The sequence below is a fragment of the Streptomyces panacea genome (genome assembly GCF_040560175.1).
Taxonomy (GTDB): domain Bacteria; phylum Actinomycetota; class Actinomycetes; order Streptomycetales; family Streptomycetaceae; genus Streptomyces; species Streptomyces panacea.
In genome coordinates, this window is the sequence record NZ_JARJHW010000008.1 from 25,934 (window position 1) to 42,933 (window position 17,000).

Consider the following 17,000-nt stretch of genomic DNA (forward strand, 5'->3'; position numbering starts at 1 on the left):
GCCGGGTGCTGTGTCAGCCGCGGCGCAGGAGACGTGAGGCACCTGCTGCGACTGTTGTGGCGAGGATCCAGCCGAGCAGCACCATCGCGGCCGCCAGCCACTGCCAGCCGCCCTCCGTCCGCCAGTGCCCGTCCTGGCCGAGATTGATCACCGGCACCAGCAGATCCAGCACGTACAGCGCCGGATTCCACGCCGGGTGCTCCTCGCCCTTCAGCGGCTCCGGCGCGTTCCGTGCGAAGGCGAACGTGCCCGCCGCCCACAGCATGGCCATCCACAGCGCGGCCCGGCCCGGCCGGTAGCCGTACGCCACCGTCCAGTCCTGGACGTACCCCCAGGTCTTCGCCGCCAGCGGCAGCGTCTCGCGCCGTCTGCGCTGCTTGGCCAGCAGCACCTCGCGGGCGTCGGCGTCCTCACCGCTGTTGCGCATCACCTGCGCGAGCCGTTCGTACGGCTCCGGCGAGTACTCCGGTGTCGCCGAGTCCAGCCACTCCAGCCGCCGGTTCAGGGGGAAATGGCCGGACGGCACCACATTCTCGTAGACGAAGCCCCCCATCGCCAGGCCGCCGGGGCCCGGCCAGCTCGTGGACAGATCCATCAGCGTCGTGATCCTCGCGCCGTTCAGCACGACCCGGCCCTCCAGCGGGCGCTCGCACTGGAAACGCAGCTCCGTCGCGGTGATCCGGCGCAGCGACAGCTCCTCGCCGGCCGCCATCAGGAAGCGCGCCTGGTGGAAGTCGATCGAGTCGCCGATCCGCCCGTCGTCCAGGCGGACTCCGCCGTAGCACTCGAACCGCCGGATCTCGGTGCCCGGCGGCAGCACCGCGGCGCCGCCCGTGGCGCCGGTGTAGACCGTGCCGTACGGCGGGGTGGAGTTGGCGTTGCCCGTCGCGCTGCTCACGACGGCGCCCGTCATGTAGAGCGAGCGCTCCACGGTCAGCTGCGGCGCGTTGAGCGCGCGGCGCTGGCCCGCCGCGCGCAGCCGGCTGCCGCGCAGCATCAGCGAGCCCCCGACCGTCGAGCCTCGCAGGCTGAACTCGCCGTGCGTCTCCATCTGTTCGGCCTGCAGATCCTGCCCCACCGACATCCCGTCGGCCGCTATCGACCGGCTGTCGCTGTCGGGCCGGACGGATATCTGGCTGATCAGCAGGTCCGTGCCGATGTGCGCGTCGGTCAGCCGGATACCGCGCGCGACATGGCAGCGCGGCAGATGCAGATCGCCCTCGGTGCGCAGCCGGGCGGCCTCCAGGCGCGGGATCACACAGCCCACCAGCCGCAGGGTGGTGAAGTGGCACTCCGGCAGCACCACTTCGCGCTCGAAGCGGCAGAAGGTCAGCTCCACGTACGGCTCGACCTTGCCGCCCGCGAGATCCAGCGACCCGCTGATGTACGCCCCGCGCAGCTTGAGGGCGGCGACCCGGCCGGGGCGCGCCGAGGGGCCGCTGAGCAGCAGCAGGGCGACGACCCGGGCGCGCACGCTGCGGTGCTCGCCCCAGGGGCCGGCCGCGGCCGGATCGTTGAGCAGTGGGCTCGGCACGCTCAGGTCGTAGGTGCTGCCGTTCCGAAATGCCTGCCACATGCCGAGTTCTGTGGCAGAGAGCCACTCCGGAGCTTCGTCGTCCTGCGGCTCGGACACTGCCGCGCCTCACTTCCCCGTTTGCCGTGCCTGTCGCTGTGCGTGGTCGTGGTGTGTCGGTGGTCGTGTGACTCCCGGGCGGCCGTCGCCGTGCGGGGCTGCTGTTGTGAAGTCGTACGAATGTTCTTCCCTCTGAGTGACCGAATGAACGCCGATCGTCAACGTTAGTAGCCGTGAGTGACATCCGGGGCTCATATCAGCCAGTGATACGGGCGACCGGCGGCGATATCCGGTCTGCGAGAATTGACCGCGTGATCTCACGAATCGATCTGCGCGGCGACGCCCTCCCCGAGGGCGGCGCACTGCGCGGCCTGCTGCCCCGTGCCGAGTTCGACGTGGAAGCCGCCCTGGCGAAGGTGCGGCCCATCTGCGAGGACGTACGCCATCGCGGCACCGCGGCGCTGATCGAGTACGCGGCGACGTTCGACGGAGTGACGCTCGACCGGGTCCGGGTCCCCGCCGAAGCCCTCACCGGGGCCCTGGAGGCCCTGGATCCCGCCGTACGGGCCGCGCTCGACGAGTCCGTCAGGCGGGCCCGTATCGTCCACCGCGCCCAGCGGCGCGCGGAGCACACCACCCAGGTCGTGCCCGGCGGCAAGGTGACCGAGAAGTGGGTGCCGGTCGGCCGCGTCGGGCTGTACGCGCCCGGCGGACGCTCCGTCTACCCGTCGTCCGTGATCATGAACGTGGTCCCGGCGCAGGAAGCGGGCGTCGGCTCGATCGCGCTCGCCTCCCCTCCCCAGAAGGAGTTCGGCGGCCTGCCGCACCCGACGATCCTCGCCGCCTGCGCGCTGCTCGGTGTCGAGGAGGTGTACGCGGTCGGCGGCGCCCAGGCCGTCGCGATGTTCGCGTACGGCACGACCGGGCCCGACGGCTGCCCGCCCGCCGACATGGTCACCGGCCCCGGCAACATCTGGGTCGCCGCCGCCAAGCGCTACTTCGCGGGCCGGATCGGCATCGACACCGAGGCCGGCCCGACCGAGATCGCCGTCCTCGCCGACGCGACCGCCGACCCGGCGCACGTCGCCGCCGACCTGATCAGCCAGGCCGAGCACGACCCGCTCGCCGCCGCCGTCCTCGTCACCGACTCCGTCGAACTGGCCGACGCGGTCGAGAAGGAACTGGTGCCGCAGACCGCCGCCACCAAGCACGTCGAGGACCGCATCGCGCCCGCCCTGGCGGGCAAGCAGTCCGCGATCGTGCTGGTCGACGGCGTCGAGGAGGGCCTGCGGGTGGTCGACGCGTACGGCGCCGAGCACCTGGAGGTGCAGACCGCCGACGCCGCCGCCGTCGCCGCCCGGGTCCGCAACGCGGGCGCGATCTTCGTGGGCCCGTACGCGCCGGTCTCGCTCGGTGACTACTGCGCCGGCTCCAACCACGTCCTGCCGACCGGCGGTTGTGCCTGCCACTCGTCCGGCCTCTCCGTCCAGTCCTTCCTGCGCGGCATCCACATCGTGGACTACACGCGCGACGCGCTCGCCGACGTCGCCCACCACGTCGTGACGCTCGCCGAGGCCGAGGACCTGCCCGCGCACGGCGCCGCCGTCAAGGCGCGCTTCGGCTGGAAACTGCCGCAGGCGCAGCGCTCCGGGGAGGGCGCGTGACCGGCATCGACGACCTTCCCGTACGCGACGAACTGCGCGGCAAGTCCCCTTACGGGGCGCCCCAGTTGGACGTCCCCGTGCACCTCAACACCAACGAGAACCCGTACCCGCTGCCCGAGGCGCTCGTCGAGCGGATCACCGAGCGGGTCCGCGAGGCCGCGCGCGGCCTCAACCGCTACCCCGACCGGGACGCGGTCGAACTCCGCACCGAGCTGGCCGCCTATCTGCGCCGCACCGCCGGCGACCTCCCGCTGACCGCCGCCAACGTCTGGGCCGCCAACGGCTCCAACGAGGTCATCCAGCAGCTGCTCCAGACGTTCGGCGGCCCCGGCCGCACCGCGATCGGCTTCGAGCCCTCGTACTCGATGCACCACCTCATCGCGCGCGGCACCAGCACCGGCTGGCTCTCCGGCCCCCGCAACGAGGACTTCACCATCGACGTGGCCGCCGCCGGGCGGGCCATCACCGAGCACCGCCCCGACGTCGTCTTCATCACCACCCCCAACAACCCCACCGGCAGCGCCGTCGACGCCGCGACCGTCCTGCGGCTGTACGACGCGGCGCAGGCAGCCAGGCCGTCGCTGGTCGTCGTCGACGAGGCGTACGTCGAATTCAGCCACCACCCCACGCTGCTGCCGCTGCTCGCGGGCCGCCCGAACCTCGTCGTCTCCCGCACGATGTCCAAGGCCTTCGGCGCCGCCGGACTGCGCCTGGGCTATCTCGCCGCCGACCCCGCCGTGGTCGACGCGGTGCAGCTGGTACGCCTGCCGTACCACCTCTCCGCCGTCACCCAGGCCACCGCGCTCGCCGCGCTGGAGCACACCGATACGCTGCTCGGATATGTCGAACAGCTCAAGACCGAGCGGGACCGGCTGGTCACCGAATTGCGGGCGATGGGCTTCGAGGTCACCGAATCGGACGCCAACTTCGTCCAGTTCGGCCGCTTCGACGACGCGCACCGGGCCTGGCGGACGATCCTCGACCAGGGCGTGCTGGTCCGCGACAACGGCGTCCCCGGCCGGCTGCGGGTCACGGCGGGCACCCCGTCCGAGAACGACGCGTTCCTCGACGCGGTACGTAAATTGACGAAGGAGCAGAGCGCATGAGCCGTATCGGCCGCGTGGAACGAACGACCAAGGAGACCTCGGTCGTTGTCGAGCTCGACCTCGACGGCACGGGCAGGGTCGAGGTGTCGACGGGTGTCGGCTTCTACGACCACATGCTCGACCAGCTCGGCAGGCACGGCCTCTTCGACCTGACGGTCAAGACCGAGGGCGATCTGCACATCGACTCGCACCACACCATCGAGGACACCGCCCTCGCCCTCGGCGCCGCCTTCAAGCAGGCGCTCGGCGACAAGGTCGGCATCTACCGCTTCGGCAACTGCACCGTCCCGCTGGACGAATCGCTCGCCCAGGTCACCGTGGACCTCTCCGGCCGCCCGTACCTGGTGCACACCGAGCCGGAGGGCATGGCGCCGATGATCGGCGGCTACGACACGACCATGACCCGGCACATCCTGGAGTCGTTCGTCGCCCAGGCGCAGATCGCGCTGCACGTGCACGTCCCGTACGGGCGCAACGCGCACCACATCGTCGAGTGCCAGTTCAAGGCCCTCGCCCGCGCGCTGCGGTACGCGAGCGAACGCGACCCGCGCGCCGTCGGCATCCTCCCGTCCACGAAGGGCGCGTTGTAATTCCATGACCGGTCTCAACACCATCCTGATCGTCCTCGGCCTGTTCCTGGCCGGCGGCGTCTACTCCTTCGCCAAGCAGAAGCAGCCCACGGGCGTCATCGTCCTGCTCGGCATCTGCTCCGCGCTCTGCCTCGTGGCCGGCGTCCTCCGTATCCAGGGACTGTGGGAATGACCAAGAACGTCGTCGTCCTCGACTACGGCTTCGGCAACGTCCGTTCGGCCGAGCGCGCCGTCGCCCGCGCGGGGGCGGAGGTCGAGATCACCCGTGACTTCGACAAGGCCATGAACGCCGACGGGCTGATCGTGCCCGGCGTCGGCGCCTTCTCCGCCTGCATGGAAGGGCTCCGCGCGGCGCGCGGCGACTGGATCGTCGGCCGCAGGCTGGCGGGCGGACGCCCCGTCCTGGGCATCTGCGTCGGCATGCAGATCCTCTTCGAGCGCGGCATCGAGCACGGCGTGGAGACCGAGGGTCTCGACGAGTGGCCCGGCACCGTCGGCCCGCTCACCGCCCCGACCGTCCCGCACATGGGCTGGAACACCGTCGAGGCACCCGAGGACAGCCGGCTCTTCGCCGGGCTCGACGCCGGGGAGCGCTACTACTTCGTGCACTCCTACGCCGTCCACGACTGGTCCCTCGAAGTCACCAACCCCAAGATCCGCGCCCCGAAGGTCACCTGGTCCCGGCACGGCGAGCCGTTCGTGGCCGCCGTGGAGAACGGTGCACTGTGGGCCACGCAGTTCCACCCCGAGAAGTCCGGCGACGCCGGAGCCCAGCTGCTGTCCAACTGGATCGGAACCTTCTGATGTCCGGCACACCCACCCCGTCCTCCGTGACGAGGCTCGAACTCCTCCCCGCCGTCGACGTGCGCGACGGCCAGGCCGTGCGGCTCGTCCACGGCGAGTCGGGCTCCGAGACCGGTTACGGCTCACCGCTGGAAGCCGCACTCGCCTGGCAGCGCGCGGGCGCCGAGTGGCTGCATCTCGTGGACCTCGACGCGGCGTTCGGCACCGGTGACAACAGGGACCTCGTCGCCGGCATCACCGACGCCATGGACATCAAGGTCGAGCTGTCCGGAGGCATCCGCGACGACGCCTCGCTCGCCGCCGCGCTCGCCACCGGCTGCACGCGCGTCAACCTCGGTACGGCGGCGCTGGAGACCCCTGAGTGGGCGGCCAAGGCCATCGCCGAGTACGGCGACAAGATCGCGATCGGCCTCGACGTACGCGGTACGACACTGCGCGGGCGCGGCTGGACCAGCGAGGGCGGCGACCTCTGGGAGACACTGGCGCGCCTCGACGCGGAGGGCTGCGCACGGTACGTCGTCACCGACATCGCCAAGGACGGCACGCTCCAAGGGCCCAATCTGGAGCTGCTCAAGAGCGTGTGCGCGGCCACCGACCGGCCGGTCGTCGCCTCCGGCGGCGTCTCCTCGCTCGCCGATCTGCGTGCCATCGCCTCGCTGGTGCCCGAGGGCGTCGAGGGCGCGATCGTCGGCAAGGCCCTGTACGCGAAGGCGTTCACCCTGGAAGAGGCGCTCACGGAGGTGGCCCGATGAGCGAGAACCACCCGGTCCGCACGGACGCGTCCGACCGCGTACGCCGCATCGTCTCGGGCGGTCCCTGGGAGGACGCCTACGGCTACTCCCGCGCCGTCCAGCTGCCGGGCGGACTCGTCCTCGTCTCCGGTTGTACCTCGGTCGTCGACGGGCGGATCGCCGAGGGCGGCCCGTACGAACAGGCCGTCACCGCCTTCGGTATCGGCGTCAAGGCGCTGGGCGACCTCGGCCTCGGCGCCGAACACGTCGTGCGCACCCGGATGTACGTGACGCACGCCGGGGACGCGGACGAGGTGGGGCGCGCCCACAAGGAGGCGTTCGGCGCCGTACGGCCGGCCGCCACCATGGTCGTCGTCGCCGGCCTCATCGACCCGAGCCTGGTCGTGGAGATCGAACTGGAAGCCTTCCGCGCGCCCTCCGGAGGCCCGGCATGAGCCTCGCCGTGCGAGTCATCCCCTGTCTGGACGTCGACAACGGCCGGGTCGTCAAGGGCGTCAACTTCCAGAATCTGCGCGACGCCGGTGACCCCGTCGAGATGGCGAGGCTGTACGACGCCGAGGGCGCCGACGAACTGACCTTCCTCGACATCACCGCCTCGTCGGGGGACCGCGAGACGACGTACGACGTGGTGCGCCGCACCGCCGAGCAGGTCTTCATCCCGCTCACGGTCGGCGGCGGCGTCCGTACCCCCGGGGACGTCGACAAGCTGCTGCGGGCGGGCGCCGACAAGGTCGGCGTCAACACGGCCGCGATCGAACGCCCCGACCTCATCCGGGAGATCGCCGAGCGCTTCGGCCGTCAGGTGCTCGTCCTGTCGGTCGACGCGCGGCGTACGCCCGAGGGCACCTTCGAGGTCACCACGCACGGCGGGCGCCGGGGCACCGGCATCGACGCCGTGGAGTGGGCGCACCGCGCGGCCGAACTGGGCGCCGGGGAGATCCTGCTCAACTCGATGGACGCGGACGGCACCAAGGACGGCTACGACACGGAGATGATCGCGGCCGTGCGAAAGCACGTCACCGTCCCGGTCATCGCCTCGGGCGGCGCGGGGAGCCTCGCGCACTTCCCGCCGGCCGTCGAGGCGGGCGCGGACGCCGTACTCGCCGCTTCCGTCTTCCACTTCGGCGATCTGCGGATCTCCCAGGTGAAGAAGGCGCTGCGGGACGCGGGTCACCCGGTGCGCTGAGCCGCTCCCGTACACACGCCCACTGCCCCGGAACGATCCGTTCCGGGGCAGTTCGCGCTCAACACCGGCGAACTCGCCGATGCGCGAAGGGGGTTGGCGGCGGGAATGTGGTCTCCGTCAGCCAGTACGGCGGTCGCCATCCGGCGGGGGCCACGGCCCAGGACGACGGGCCCGGTCCTCGTACGAGGGTGCCGCCCCCACCGAGAGGACCCCCCTCGTGCAGCAACTCTCCACCGGCGACAGCCCGGCGGGCCGCAGCCGCGCCTCCCTCTCCACCCGTTCCCGGTCGCGTACCTGGAGCGTCGCCCTGACCGCCGGCGCCGCCACCGCCGCACTGTTCGGCGGGCTCGTCCCCGGAGCGCAGGCCGCCGGCGCCGCCCCCGAGGCAGCCGCCGCCAACCCCTACGAGCGCGGCCCCGCCCCCACCGTCTCCAGCATCGAGGCGGCACGCGGCTCGTACGCCGTCTCGCAGACCAGCGTCTCCTCACTCGGCGTCAGCGGCTTCGGCGGCGGCACCATCTACTACCCGACGTCCACGGCGGACGGCACGTTCGGCGCGGTGGCGGTCGCCCCCGGCTTCACCGCCACACAGTCCAGCATGGCCTGGCTCGGTCCCAGACTCGCCTCGCAGGGCTTCGTCGTCTTCACCATCGACACGCTCACCACCCTCGACCAGCCGGCCAGCCGGGGCAGTCAACTCCTCGCCGCGCTCGACTACTTGACACAGCGAAGCACGGTCCGTACCCGGATCGACGCGGCACGGCTCGGCGTCATGGGCCACTCGATGGGCGGCGGCGGCTCGCTGGAGGCCGCCAAGAGCCGTACGTCGCTGAAGGCGGCGATACCGCTGACCGGCTGGAACACCGACAAGACCTGGCCCGAGCTCCGGACGCCCACCCTGGTCGTCGGGGCCGACGGCGACACGATCGCCCCCGTCGCCACGCACTCGGAACCGTTCTACGAGTCGCTGCCCGGCTCGCTCGACAAGGCGTATCTGGAGCTCAACGGCGCCAGCCACCTCACGCCCAACTCGTCGAACACGACGATCGCGAAGTACAGCATCTCGTGGCTGAAGCGGTTCATCGACGACGACACCCGCTTCGAACAGTTCCTGTGCCCGCTGCCCCGGCCGAGCCTCACCATCGAGGAGTACCGGGGGAGTTGCCCCCTCGGCTGACCCGCACCGCGTACCCGCGGCCCCCGCACTGTGCCCGCGCACAGTGCGGGGGCCCGCCCGCTGGGTCACCGCCCAGCACCGGCCGGGCGGCGCGGCGTCCGTGGACGCGAGCCTTCCGGGCTTGTTTACGCGGCAGTAACGTGCCGGACGTGACCCCAACGACGACCGTTCGCAGTCCGCTCCGGCTGTACGGCCGCAGCGGTGAACTCGCCATCCTGGAAACGCTGCTGACCCGCTTACCGGCCGGCCGCGGCGGCACCCTCGTGCTGACCGGGGCGCCGGGGCTCGGCCGCACCGCGCTCCTGCGCCACGCCGTCGACGGTCTGGGCGAGGACGGCCCGGCCCTGCTGCACGCGACCGCCGCCCCCGCCGAACGCCTGCTGCCCTACAGCGGATTGCACACCCTCCTCTGCTCGGCGCCGGGACCGCCGCCCCGGCCCGCCACCGGCATCCCGCGCCCCGACACCGCCCCCACCGCGCTGCTCGACCTCCTGACGACGCTCGGCGGCCCGCGCCCCCTGCTGGTCTGCGTCGACGACGCGCACGCCTGGGACGCCGCGTCGAGAGCCGCGCTCGTCTTCGCGGTCCGCCGGCTGACCCCCGCCCGGGGGGTCGCCGTCCTGCTCACCGCCGCCGAACAGCACCCCGGAGAGCGGGACTTCACCGCGCTGCCCGCGCTCCGCCTCGGACCGCTCGACCGCTCCGCGTCCCGCGCGCTGCTCGACCGGCTGACCGGCGGCCGGGCCGATCCCGGCGTACGGGAGGAACTGCTGCGCGAGGCCGCCGGCAACCCCCGGCTGCTCACCGCGCTCGCCGGCCGGCTGACCGAGGACCAACTCGCGGGCCGGGGCGGACTGCCACAGCCGCTGAGCGGCGGCGAGAGCCTGCTCGACGCGTACGCCGCGCACGTCGACGGGCTGCCCGACGACACCCGGCTGCTCCTGCTGTTCGCGGCGGCCGCCGAGGAGCACGAACCCGAAGGCGCCGGCGCGGACGCCGCCGTCCTGCTGCGGGCCGGACAGCTCGCCGGGGTCGACCCGGGACGGCTGGACCCGGCCGAGACACTGGGCGCGGTACGGATCGACGGCGAGCGCGTCCACTTCACGCAGCCACTGCTGCGCCGGGCCCTGCTGCGCCGCGCCCCACTCGCCCGCCGTCGCGCCGTACACCGTCTCCTGGCCACGGTGCTCGACGGACCGCACCGGACGCTGCCGAGACTTCTCCAACGCGCCGGCGCGGCCACCGGACACGACCCGGCGCTCGCCGATGCCCTGGCACGCGCGGCGGGGCCGCCCCGCCCGCACGCCGACCGTGCCGCCGCCCTCACCCGGGCCGCCGCCCTGTCCACCGACGAGACCCTGCGCGGCGAGCGGTTCGCCGCTGCCGCCGAGCACGCCTGGCTCGCCGGTGATCCGGGACGCGCCCGCGCGCTGCTGACCCGGGTGCGCACCGACCCCGCGCCCGGCCGCGCCCACTACGTACGCGGGCTGATCGCGCTGCGCGACGGGCCTGTCGCCGACGCGGGGGAAGTCCTCCTCACCGCCGCCGAACTGCTCGCGCCGCACGACACGGCGCGCGCCGTCGGCGCCCTGCTCGGCGCGGCGGAGGCCGCCTGGGTCACCGGTGACGTGCCCGGCTACCTCCACGCCATGGACCGGATCGCGCCGCGCCCCGGACGCCGGGCGCTCGGTCCGGCGTTCGGTCCGGGGCTCGATCCGGCGTTCGGTCCGGCAGTCGGTCCGGGGCTCGATCCGGCGCTCGACCGCTTCCGCGCGGGCATGTGCGCCGTACTCCGCGGCCGTACGGACGACGGGCGCGCCCTGCTGCGCGGCTGCCTCGACGCGGACGGCCGCACCGGCGACCCCGCGGCGCTGCTCCGGTCGGGCATCGCCGCCCTCGTACTCGGCGAGGTCGACGCCGCCTGCCGGGCGGGCGCGCGGGCACTGGCCGCCGTACGTGCCCACGGCCCCGAGGCGCTGCTGCCGCAGGCCCTGGAACACCTGGCGTACGGCGAACTGCGGGCCGGCCGGCACGCGCTGGCCCGCGTCCACGCGTACGAGGGGCTGCGCGCCGCCGAGCGGCTGGGGCAGTGCAACGCCGCCGCCGCGCTGCACGCCGTACTCGCCATGGCGGCCTCCGTAGAAGGCGACGCCGCCGCCTGCGCTGAGCACGCGGCGTCGGCCGCTGCCGACGCCGGGCCGCACGGTCTCGGGCAGGCCGCCACGCTCGCCACCTGGGCGGTGGCCCGCGCGGATCTGGCCGCGGGCCGGCACACCCGGGCAGCCGCGCGGCTCGCCCCGCTGGTGCTCACGGGGCCCCGGCGCGGCCACTTCGCGGCCCGGATGCTCGCCGTCCCGTGCTTCGTGGAGGCCGCCGTCCTGGCGGGCCGGGCGGAGGAGGCGCGCGCGGTGGTCGAGGAGTTCACCGGGTGGACGGCGTGGACCTCCGATCCGCAGGCGCCGGCCCAACTGGCCCGCTGCCGGGCGCTGCTGGCCCCTCCGGGGGAAGCCGCCGCCTGTTACGAGGAAGCGCTCGCGCACCACGCCGGGTCGGGCGGCGACTTCGAACGCGCCCGTACGGAGCTGCTGTACGGCCAGTGGCTGCGGCGGCGGCGCAGGACCCGCGAGGCCCGCGATCCGCTGCGGGACGCGCTCGTCGCGTTCGAGCGGTGCGGTGCCCGCGTCTGGGCCGAGCGCGCGGGCGGTGAACTGCGGGCCGCGGGGGAGTCGGTGGCCGGTTCGGGGCCGGTGGACCCGCTGACCGCTCAACAGCGGCGCGTCGCACGGTGCGTGGCGGAGGGCGCGACCAACCGGGAGGTGGCCGCGCGGCTCTCGGTGAGTCCCCGAACGGTCGACCACCATCTGCGCAATGTCTTCGCCGTGTTGGGGGTGCGTTCACGGACGGAACTGGCGCGTTTGCTGGACCGTGATGAGGAGAATGCGGCGAACCCCTAGGTACCGACCGGGCGGTATGTCATTCTGCGGGCGTCAGGAAGATCCGGCGCGGGGTCGGCCGCACTTCGCCGCGCCGGAGCGAACCGACTCCCGGTGGAGGCCGCCATGCCGCATGTCATCCGCTCGCGGGTCCGGGCGCCGCACGCCTCTCCCGTCACGTCTCCCGTCACGTCCGCGGTCGTATCCCCCGGGGCGTCCACCGTCGCGTCCCGGCGCCCCCGCTCCCTGGTGGACGCCGAGGCCGTCGCCGTACTGCACCGGGCCGCACAGGCGCTCATGGACGATCTCGCCGGGCTGACGCACCGTCTGGTCGCCGCGCTCCGCGAGAAGGAGCCGGCTTATCGGGCGGCGATCGAGGCCGACGCCGCCGAGATCTGGCAGGAGGTGAACCGCTCGCTGCGGCTCAGTGTCGGCTCCCTGATCCGGCCCCGCGAATCACGCGAGGCCGCCTGCCGCCTGTCGTGGCGGATCGGCGAGTGCCGGGCCGAACGCGGCCTGCCGCTCGACGCGTTGCTGCACGCCTTCCGGCTGGGCGGCGCGATGGTGTGGCAGGGCCTCGTGGACGAGACCACCCGGCGCCGTCCCGAGGACATCCGGCTGCTCGTCCACGTCGCCGCCGACGTCTGGAGCTTCGTGGACGAGCACTGCGGCCTCGTCGCCGACGCGTACCGGGCCACGGAGCGCCGGCTCGCCTGGCGCCGCGAGAACCAGCAGCGGCTGACGGTCGCGGCCCTCCTCGACGGGACCGCGCGCATCGCCGACATCCCCGACGCCGCGGCGATGCTGGGGCTGCCCGAGGACGGGCGTTACGTCGTGGTGTCCGCGTCGATGTCCGTGTCCGCGTCCGCGTCCGTGTCCGTGTCCGGCGTGGGTGGCGCGGCGCCCGTGGTGGACCCTCCGCCGGGGACGCGCACGCTGCGGCACCTGTCGCGGGACGCCGAACATGTGATCGTCCTGCTGGCGAACGAGCCCGTGTACGAGGGCCCTTGTCGTGCGGACCGTGAACTGACCGCGCTCGCAGCCGAGTTGACCGCGCCCCCTGGCGCGCGCGTCGGGATCGGCTCGGCCGTCACCGGGCTCGCCGCCCTCGGCGAGGCGCGCGGGCTCGCCGAGACCGCGCTGCGTGCCTGCCCGCGCGACGGCGGCGTCGTGCTGCTGGACGAGCACCTGCCGGCCGCGCTGGTCGTCTCCTCCGACCGGCTGAGCGCGGCCCTCGCCGGGCGGGTGTTCGGTCCGCTCGACCGGCTGGACCCGGCCGACCGCGATCTGCTGGTGGACACGCTCAGGGCCTGGCTGGAGGCCGACGGCTCGGCGCAGCGCGCCGGAACCCGCCTCTACTGCCACCGCAACACCGTCCTCAACCGGCTGCGCCGCTTCGAGCAGCTGACGGGCCGCTCGCTGGCGCGGCCCGCCGACGTGGTCGAGATCTCCCTCGCGCTCGCGGCCAGGCGACTGCTCGACATCTGACAGCTCCCAGCCCCTTTCCAGTACTTCAGAGAGCCCTTCAGAGCCCGGTCCGGCGGGTGACGACGGGGCGTCGCCATATCCGCAAGATTTATTGCGCAATTTATATTGTGCAACTTTCCTTTCGTATCTACTGTGGGGGGTATGGCAGCGAAGGAACCCCGCAGAATCGACGACCTGGCCACGCTCAAGGCCTTCGGTCACCCCCTCCGGATGCAGCTCTACCGCGCGCTCTACGTCTCCCGCACGGCCACCGCTTCGCAGCTCGCCGAGCAGGTGGACGAGGCCGTCTCGCTCGTCAGTTACCACCTGCGCAAGCTCGCCGACCACGGTCTGATCGAGGAGGCGCCGCAGCAGGGCAAGGACGGGCGTGAGCGCTGGTGGCAGCCGGCGTCCGAAGGGCTGACCTTCCACGACGAGGACTTCCGCGACGCGCCGGAGGCGGTCGCGGCGCACACGGCCGTGGGACGGATGTCGTTCGACCAGCGCTCGGACCTCTACCGGAGCTACCTCGACACCCAGTCGGCCTGGGGGCCGGAGTGGCGCGGCGCGTCGTTCAACAGCGAGTACCTGGCACGGCTCACCGCCGAGGAACTGGCCGGGCTCAGCCGCGAGATGCACGACCTGCTCAAGCGGTACGAGGAGGCAGGCCGGACCGCCGAGGAAGCCGGTGGGGCCGAAGGGCGCGAGAACGTCGCGCTGCACATCTACGGATTCCCGTTCCGCCAGTAGTCCCCGCCCGCCCCGTCAAAAGGAGCCCACGCCATGCACACCGACGTACACCTCCAGCTGCACGCCCTGCGCGCCGCCGAACTCCGTACGGAGGCGGACCGGTTCCGGCTCTCCCGCGCGGCGGCGCGGCCCCCCGGTCGCCTCCGCCGCCTGCTGGGCTGGTTCCTGGTCGACCTGGGCCTGCGCCTCGTGCACCGTCCGGCGGTACACCGCCCGCCCGTACGCGCCGCCCGTATCGCCTGACGGAAGGTCCACGCCGCTGATGACAGCGCTACCGACCGTCCCCGCCGCCGCCGTTGGGCCGGCGCCCGGGCGGCCCGCCCTACATCCCGAGCTTCGCCCGCTGGACCCTGTCGACCGCTTCCTTGTCGCCTTCCACTTCCACCCGCGCCGCGTCCTGGCGGCCGAAGACGAAGAGCAGCAGCTCGCTCGGCTCCCCGGTCACCGTCACCACCGGTGAGCCCTTGTGCGCCACCGCCGTCTGACCGTCCGGACGCCGCAGCACCAGACCCACCGGCGACTTGCGGCCCATCATCCTGGCGCCCTTCTCCAGCCGCGCCCACAGGGCGTTCGAGAAGACCTTGTCCACCTCGCGGGGCGTCCAGTCGGGCTGGGCCCGCCGTACGTCCTCGGCGTGGACGTAGTACTCGACGGTGTTCGCGGCCTCGTCGAGCTGCTTGATCCCGAAGGGCGACATACGCGGCGGCCCCGTACGGATGAGCTGGATCAGCTCCTCGTACGGCTTCGCCACATACTCGCCCTGCACCCGCTCCAGCCGGTTCCTGAGCGGGCCGATGAGCTGTCCGCCCGCCGCGTCCGGCCGGCGCTCGCGCACCACCACGTGCGCCGCGAGATCCCGGGCGGTCCAGCCTTCGCACAAGGTCGGGGCGTCGGGTCCCGCCGACTCCAACAGGTCGGCGAGCAGAAGTCGTTCACGCTTTGCATGGGTCGACATACCCGCCAGCGTACGACTGCCGCGCGCCGTCCGCCCAGTGGACGTCCGAGGCCCGCCGCGGGACGGGCGCGGCACAATGGACCCATGACCAGCGCGACCGAGGGCCCAGGCCCCACCAGTGGCCTCGACCCCGCCATCGCCGCCCGGCTCAAGCGCGGCACCGACGGGCTGATTCCGGCCGTCGTCCAGCAGTACGACACCGGCGAGGTACTGATGCTCGGCTGGATGGACGACGAGGCGCTGCGCCGCACCCTCACCACCGGACGCGGCACCTACTGGTCCCGCAGCCGCCGTGAGTACTGGGTCAAGGGCGACACGTCCGGCCACGTCCAGCACGTGAAGTCCGTCGCGCTCGACTGCGACGCCGACACGATCCTGCTCAAGGTCGACCAGGTGGGCGCCGCCTGTCACACCGGCGACCGAACCTGCTTCGACGCCGACGTCATCCTGCCGCCGACGTCCGAGACGGGCCCCGCCGCCGACTAGGCTCCGCTGCCATGGATCTCGACACCTTCCGCAAGCTGGCGGTCGACCGCCGTGTCATCCCGGTCGGCCGCAGGCTCCTCGCGGACGGCGACACCCCCGTCGGTCTCTACCGCAAGCTCGCCGCCGAACGCCCGGGGACCTTCCTCCTCGAATCCGCCGAGAACGGCCGCTCCTGGTCGCGCTACTCCTTCATCGGGGTACGGTCCGCCGCCACGCTCACCGAGCGCGACGGGCACACCCACTGGCTCGGCACCCCGCCCGTCGGCGTCCCCCTCGACGGCGACCCGCTGGCCGCCCTGCGCGCCACGGTGGAGACGCTGCACACCCCGCACGACCGCGAGGGTGACATGCCGCCCTTCACCGGCGGCATGGTCGGCTACCTCGGCTTCGACGTCGTGCGCCGGCTGGAGAAGAGGATCGGCGACCACGCGCGCGACGATCTCCACCTGCCCGAGCTGACGATGCTGCTCACCTCCGACCTCGCCGTCCTGGACCACCGCTCCGGCACCGTCCTGCTCATCGCCAACGCGATCAACCACAACGACCTCGACACGGGCGTCGACGAGGCGTACGCGGACGCCGTCGACCGCCTCGACGCCATGGAGCGCGACCTGGCACGCCCCGTGGACAACGTGCCCACCGCCCTGCCGCCGTCCGAACTGCCGCCGTACACCGCGCTGTGGGGCGGCGTGGCCTACCAGGAGGCCGTCGAGGACATCAAGGAGCGCATCAGGGCCGGTGAGGCCTTCCAGGTCGTCCCCTCGCAGCGCTTCGAGACCCCCTGCGAGGCGAGCGCGCTCGACGTCTACCGGGTGTTGCGGGCCACCAACCCGAGCCCGTACATGTACCTCTTCCGCTTCGACGGCTTCGACGTCGTCGGCTCCAGCCCCGAGGCCCTGGTCAAGGTCGAGGACGGGCACGCCATGGTCCATCCCATCGCCGGCACCCGCCCGCGCGGCGCGACCCCGCAGGACGACCAGGCCCTCGCCGACGAACTGCTCGCCGACCCCAAGGAGCGCGCCGAGCACCTGATGCTGGTCGACCTCGGCCGCAACGATCTCGGGCGGGTCTGCGAACCCGGCACCGTCGAGGTCGTCGACTTCATGTCCGTCGAGCGCTACTCGCACGTCATGCACATCGTCTCGACCGTCACCGGCCGCGTCGCCGAAGGCCGTACCGCCTTCGACGTCCTCACCGCCTGCTTTCCCGCCGGCACGCTCTCCGGCGCCCCGAAGCCGCGCGCCCTCCAGATCATCGACGAACTGGAGCCCTCACGGCGGGGTCTGTACGGAGGGTGCGTCGGGTACCTCGACTTCGCCGGCGACTCCGACACCGCCATCGCCATCCGTACGGCCCTGCTCCGGGACGGCACCGCGTACGTCCAGGCGGGCGCGGGCGTCGTCGCCGACTCCGACCCCGTCGCCGAGGACACGGAGTGCCGCAACAAGGCGGCAGCGGTGCTGCGCGCGGTGCACACCGCGAACCGGCTGACCGGATCCTCGGGCAGCCCGCTGGGAGGCCCGTCCGAGGCGGGCCGGGACCGGTAAGGGATAGTGG

At 72.9% G+C, this 17,000-nt stretch carries 17 protein-coding genes; 15 read left to right on the forward strand and 2 right to left on the reverse strand.

The features are described from left to right. Nucleotides 1-13 precede the first annotated feature (13 nt). The gene (locus tag P3L51_RS03830; protein ID WP_354603587.1) at nucleotides 14-1,633 is read right to left on the reverse strand and encodes an oxidoreductase; all 1,620 of its coding nucleotides are present in this window, start codon (nucleotides 1,631-1,633) and stop codon (nucleotides 14-16) included. Nucleotides 1,634-1,884: 251 nt separating this feature from the next. Between P3L51_RS03830 and hisD the strand changes: the two genes are divergently transcribed. From hisD to P3L51_RS03895, 13 genes are all read left to right on the forward strand, one after another. Next, nucleotides 1,885-3,237, forward strand: a complete 1,353-nt coding sequence (gene hisD / locus P3L51_RS03835; protein WP_354603588.1) for a histidinol dehydrogenase — start codon at nucleotides 1,885-1,887, stop codon at nucleotides 3,235-3,237. After that, entirely contained in the window at nucleotides 3,234-4,343 is a 1,110-nt protein-coding gene (locus P3L51_RS03840; protein WP_354603589.1) for a histidinol-phosphate transaminase, read from the forward strand. The genes hisD and P3L51_RS03840 overlap by 4 nt, the downstream gene beginning before the upstream one ends. Next, nucleotides 4,340-4,933 carry an imidazoleglycerol-phosphate dehydratase HisB gene (gene hisB, locus P3L51_RS03845; RefSeq protein ID WP_354603590.1) on the forward strand — a complete coding sequence of 198 codons (594 nt, stop codon included), beginning with the start codon at nucleotides 4,340-4,342 and terminating at the stop codon, nucleotides 4,931-4,933. Before P3L51_RS03840 ends, hisB begins: the two co-directional genes overlap by 4 nt. A gap of 4 nt (nucleotides 4,934-4,937) precedes the next feature. Beyond that, nucleotides 4,938-5,105, forward strand: a complete 168-nt coding sequence (locus P3L51_RS03850; protein WP_354603591.1) for a hypothetical protein — start codon at nucleotides 4,938-4,940, stop codon at nucleotides 5,103-5,105. Further along, a complete protein-coding gene (gene hisH / locus P3L51_RS03855; protein ID WP_354603592.1) occupies nucleotides 5,102-5,737 on the forward strand; it encodes an imidazole glycerol phosphate synthase subunit HisH in 636 nt (211 codons plus the stop codon). The genes P3L51_RS03850 and hisH overlap by 4 nt, the downstream gene beginning before the upstream one ends. Next, nucleotides 5,737-6,489 carry a bifunctional 1-(5-phosphoribosyl)-5-((5-phosphoribosylamino)methylideneamino)imidazole-4-carboxamide isomerase/phosphoribosylanthranilate isomerase PriA gene (gene priA, locus P3L51_RS03860; protein WP_354603593.1) on the forward strand — a complete coding sequence of 251 codons (753 nt, stop codon included), beginning with the start codon at nucleotides 5,737-5,739 and terminating at the stop codon, nucleotides 6,487-6,489. Before hisH ends, priA begins: the two co-directional genes overlap by 1 nt. Next, complete coding sequence (locus P3L51_RS03865) at nucleotides 6,486-6,923, forward strand: RidA family protein (RefSeq protein WP_354603594.1); 438 nt, start codon at nucleotides 6,486-6,488, stop codon at nucleotides 6,921-6,923. The genes priA and P3L51_RS03865 overlap by 4 nt, the downstream gene beginning before the upstream one ends. Further along, nucleotides 6,920-7,675, forward strand: a complete 756-nt coding sequence (hisF, locus tag P3L51_RS03870; RefSeq protein ID WP_354603595.1) for an imidazole glycerol phosphate synthase subunit HisF — start codon at nucleotides 6,920-6,922, stop codon at nucleotides 7,673-7,675. Before P3L51_RS03865 ends, hisF begins: the two co-directional genes overlap by 4 nt. Nucleotides 7,676-7,892: 217 nt before the next feature. Then, entirely contained in the window at nucleotides 7,893-8,852 is a 960-nt protein-coding gene (gene bdeA, locus P3L51_RS03875) for a bis(hydroxyethyl) terephthalate hydrolase (protein WP_435594364.1), read from the forward strand. A gap of 149 nt (nucleotides 8,853-9,001) precedes the next feature. After that, a complete protein-coding gene (locus P3L51_RS03880) occupies nucleotides 9,002-11,806 on the forward strand; it encodes a helix-turn-helix transcriptional regulator (protein WP_354603596.1) in 2,805 nt (934 codons plus the stop codon). A 105-nt stretch (nucleotides 11,807-11,911) separates the two neighbouring features. After that, nucleotides 11,912-13,273 carry a PucR family transcriptional regulator gene (locus P3L51_RS03885; RefSeq protein WP_354603597.1) on the forward strand — a complete coding sequence of 454 codons (1,362 nt, stop codon included), beginning with the start codon at nucleotides 11,912-11,914 and terminating at the stop codon, nucleotides 13,271-13,273. Nucleotides 13,274-13,414: 141 nt separating this feature from the next. Then, nucleotides 13,415-14,002 carry an ArsR/SmtB family transcription factor gene (locus tag P3L51_RS03890; RefSeq protein WP_354603598.1) on the forward strand — a complete coding sequence of 196 codons (588 nt, stop codon included), beginning with the start codon at nucleotides 13,415-13,417 and terminating at the stop codon, nucleotides 14,000-14,002. 33 nt (nucleotides 14,003-14,035) lie between these two features. Continuing rightward, nucleotides 14,036-14,245 carry a hypothetical protein gene (locus tag P3L51_RS03895; RefSeq protein WP_354603599.1) on the forward strand — a complete coding sequence of 70 codons (210 nt, stop codon included), beginning with the start codon at nucleotides 14,036-14,038 and terminating at the stop codon, nucleotides 14,243-14,245. 79 nt (nucleotides 14,246-14,324) lie between these two features. On the opposite strand, the gene P3L51_RS03900 is transcribed toward P3L51_RS03895, so the two are convergent. After that, nucleotides 14,325-14,957, reverse strand: coding sequence for a TIGR03085 family metal-binding protein (locus P3L51_RS03900; RefSeq protein ID WP_354603600.1), 633 nt, complete (start codon nucleotides 14,955-14,957; stop codon nucleotides 14,325-14,327). An 84-nt stretch (nucleotides 14,958-15,041) separates the two neighbouring features. On the opposite strand from P3L51_RS03900, the gene hisI reads away from it, so the two are divergent. Then, on the forward strand, nucleotides 15,042-15,443 hold the full coding sequence (gene hisI / locus P3L51_RS03905) for a phosphoribosyl-AMP cyclohydrolase (RefSeq protein WP_354603601.1): 402 nt from the start codon (nucleotides 15,042-15,044) through the stop codon (nucleotides 15,441-15,443). A gap of 11 nt (nucleotides 15,444-15,454) precedes the next feature. After that, nucleotides 15,455-16,990, forward strand: coding sequence for an anthranilate synthase component I (locus P3L51_RS03910; RefSeq protein WP_354603602.1), 1,536 nt, complete (start codon nucleotides 15,455-15,457; stop codon nucleotides 16,988-16,990). Nucleotides 16,991-17,000: the final 10 nt, after the last annotated feature.

Coding starts and splice junctions, on each gene's coding strand:
- hisB (WP_354603590.1), top strand. CDS start 4,340: ATGAGCCGTATCGGCCGCGTGGAACGAACGACCAAGGAGACCTCGGTC.
- P3L51_RS03850 (WP_354603591.1), top strand. CDS start 4,938: ATGACCGGTCTCAACACCATCCTGATCGTCCTCGGCCTGTTCCTGGCC.
- hisH (WP_354603592.1), top strand. CDS start 5,102: ATGACCAAGAACGTCGTCGTCCTCGACTACGGCTTCGGCAACGTCCGT.
- priA (WP_354603593.1), top strand. CDS start 5,737: ATGTCCGGCACACCCACCCCGTCCTCCGTGACGAGGCTCGAACTCCTC.
- P3L51_RS03865 (WP_354603594.1), top strand. CDS start 6,486: ATGAGCGAGAACCACCCGGTCCGCACGGACGCGTCCGACCGCGTACGC.
- hisF (WP_354603595.1), top strand. CDS start 6,920: ATGAGCCTCGCCGTGCGAGTCATCCCCTGTCTGGACGTCGACAACGGC.
- P3L51_RS03885 (WP_354603597.1), top strand. CDS start 11,912: ATGCCGCATGTCATCCGCTCGCGGGTCCGGGCGCCGCACGCCTCTCCC.
- P3L51_RS03890 (WP_354603598.1), top strand. CDS start 13,415: ATGGCAGCGAAGGAACCCCGCAGAATCGACGACCTGGCCACGCTCAAG.
- P3L51_RS03895 (WP_354603599.1), top strand. CDS start 14,036: ATGCACACCGACGTACACCTCCAGCTGCACGCCCTGCGCGCCGCCGAA.
- P3L51_RS03900 (WP_354603600.1), bottom strand. CDS start 14,957: ATGTCGACCCATGCAAAGCGTGAACGACTTCTGCTCGCCGACCTGTTG.
- hisI (WP_354603601.1), top strand. CDS start 15,042: ATGACCAGCGCGACCGAGGGCCCAGGCCCCACCAGTGGCCTCGACCCC.
- P3L51_RS03910 (WP_354603602.1), top strand. CDS start 15,455: ATGGATCTCGACACCTTCCGCAAGCTGGCGGTCGACCGCCGTGTCATC.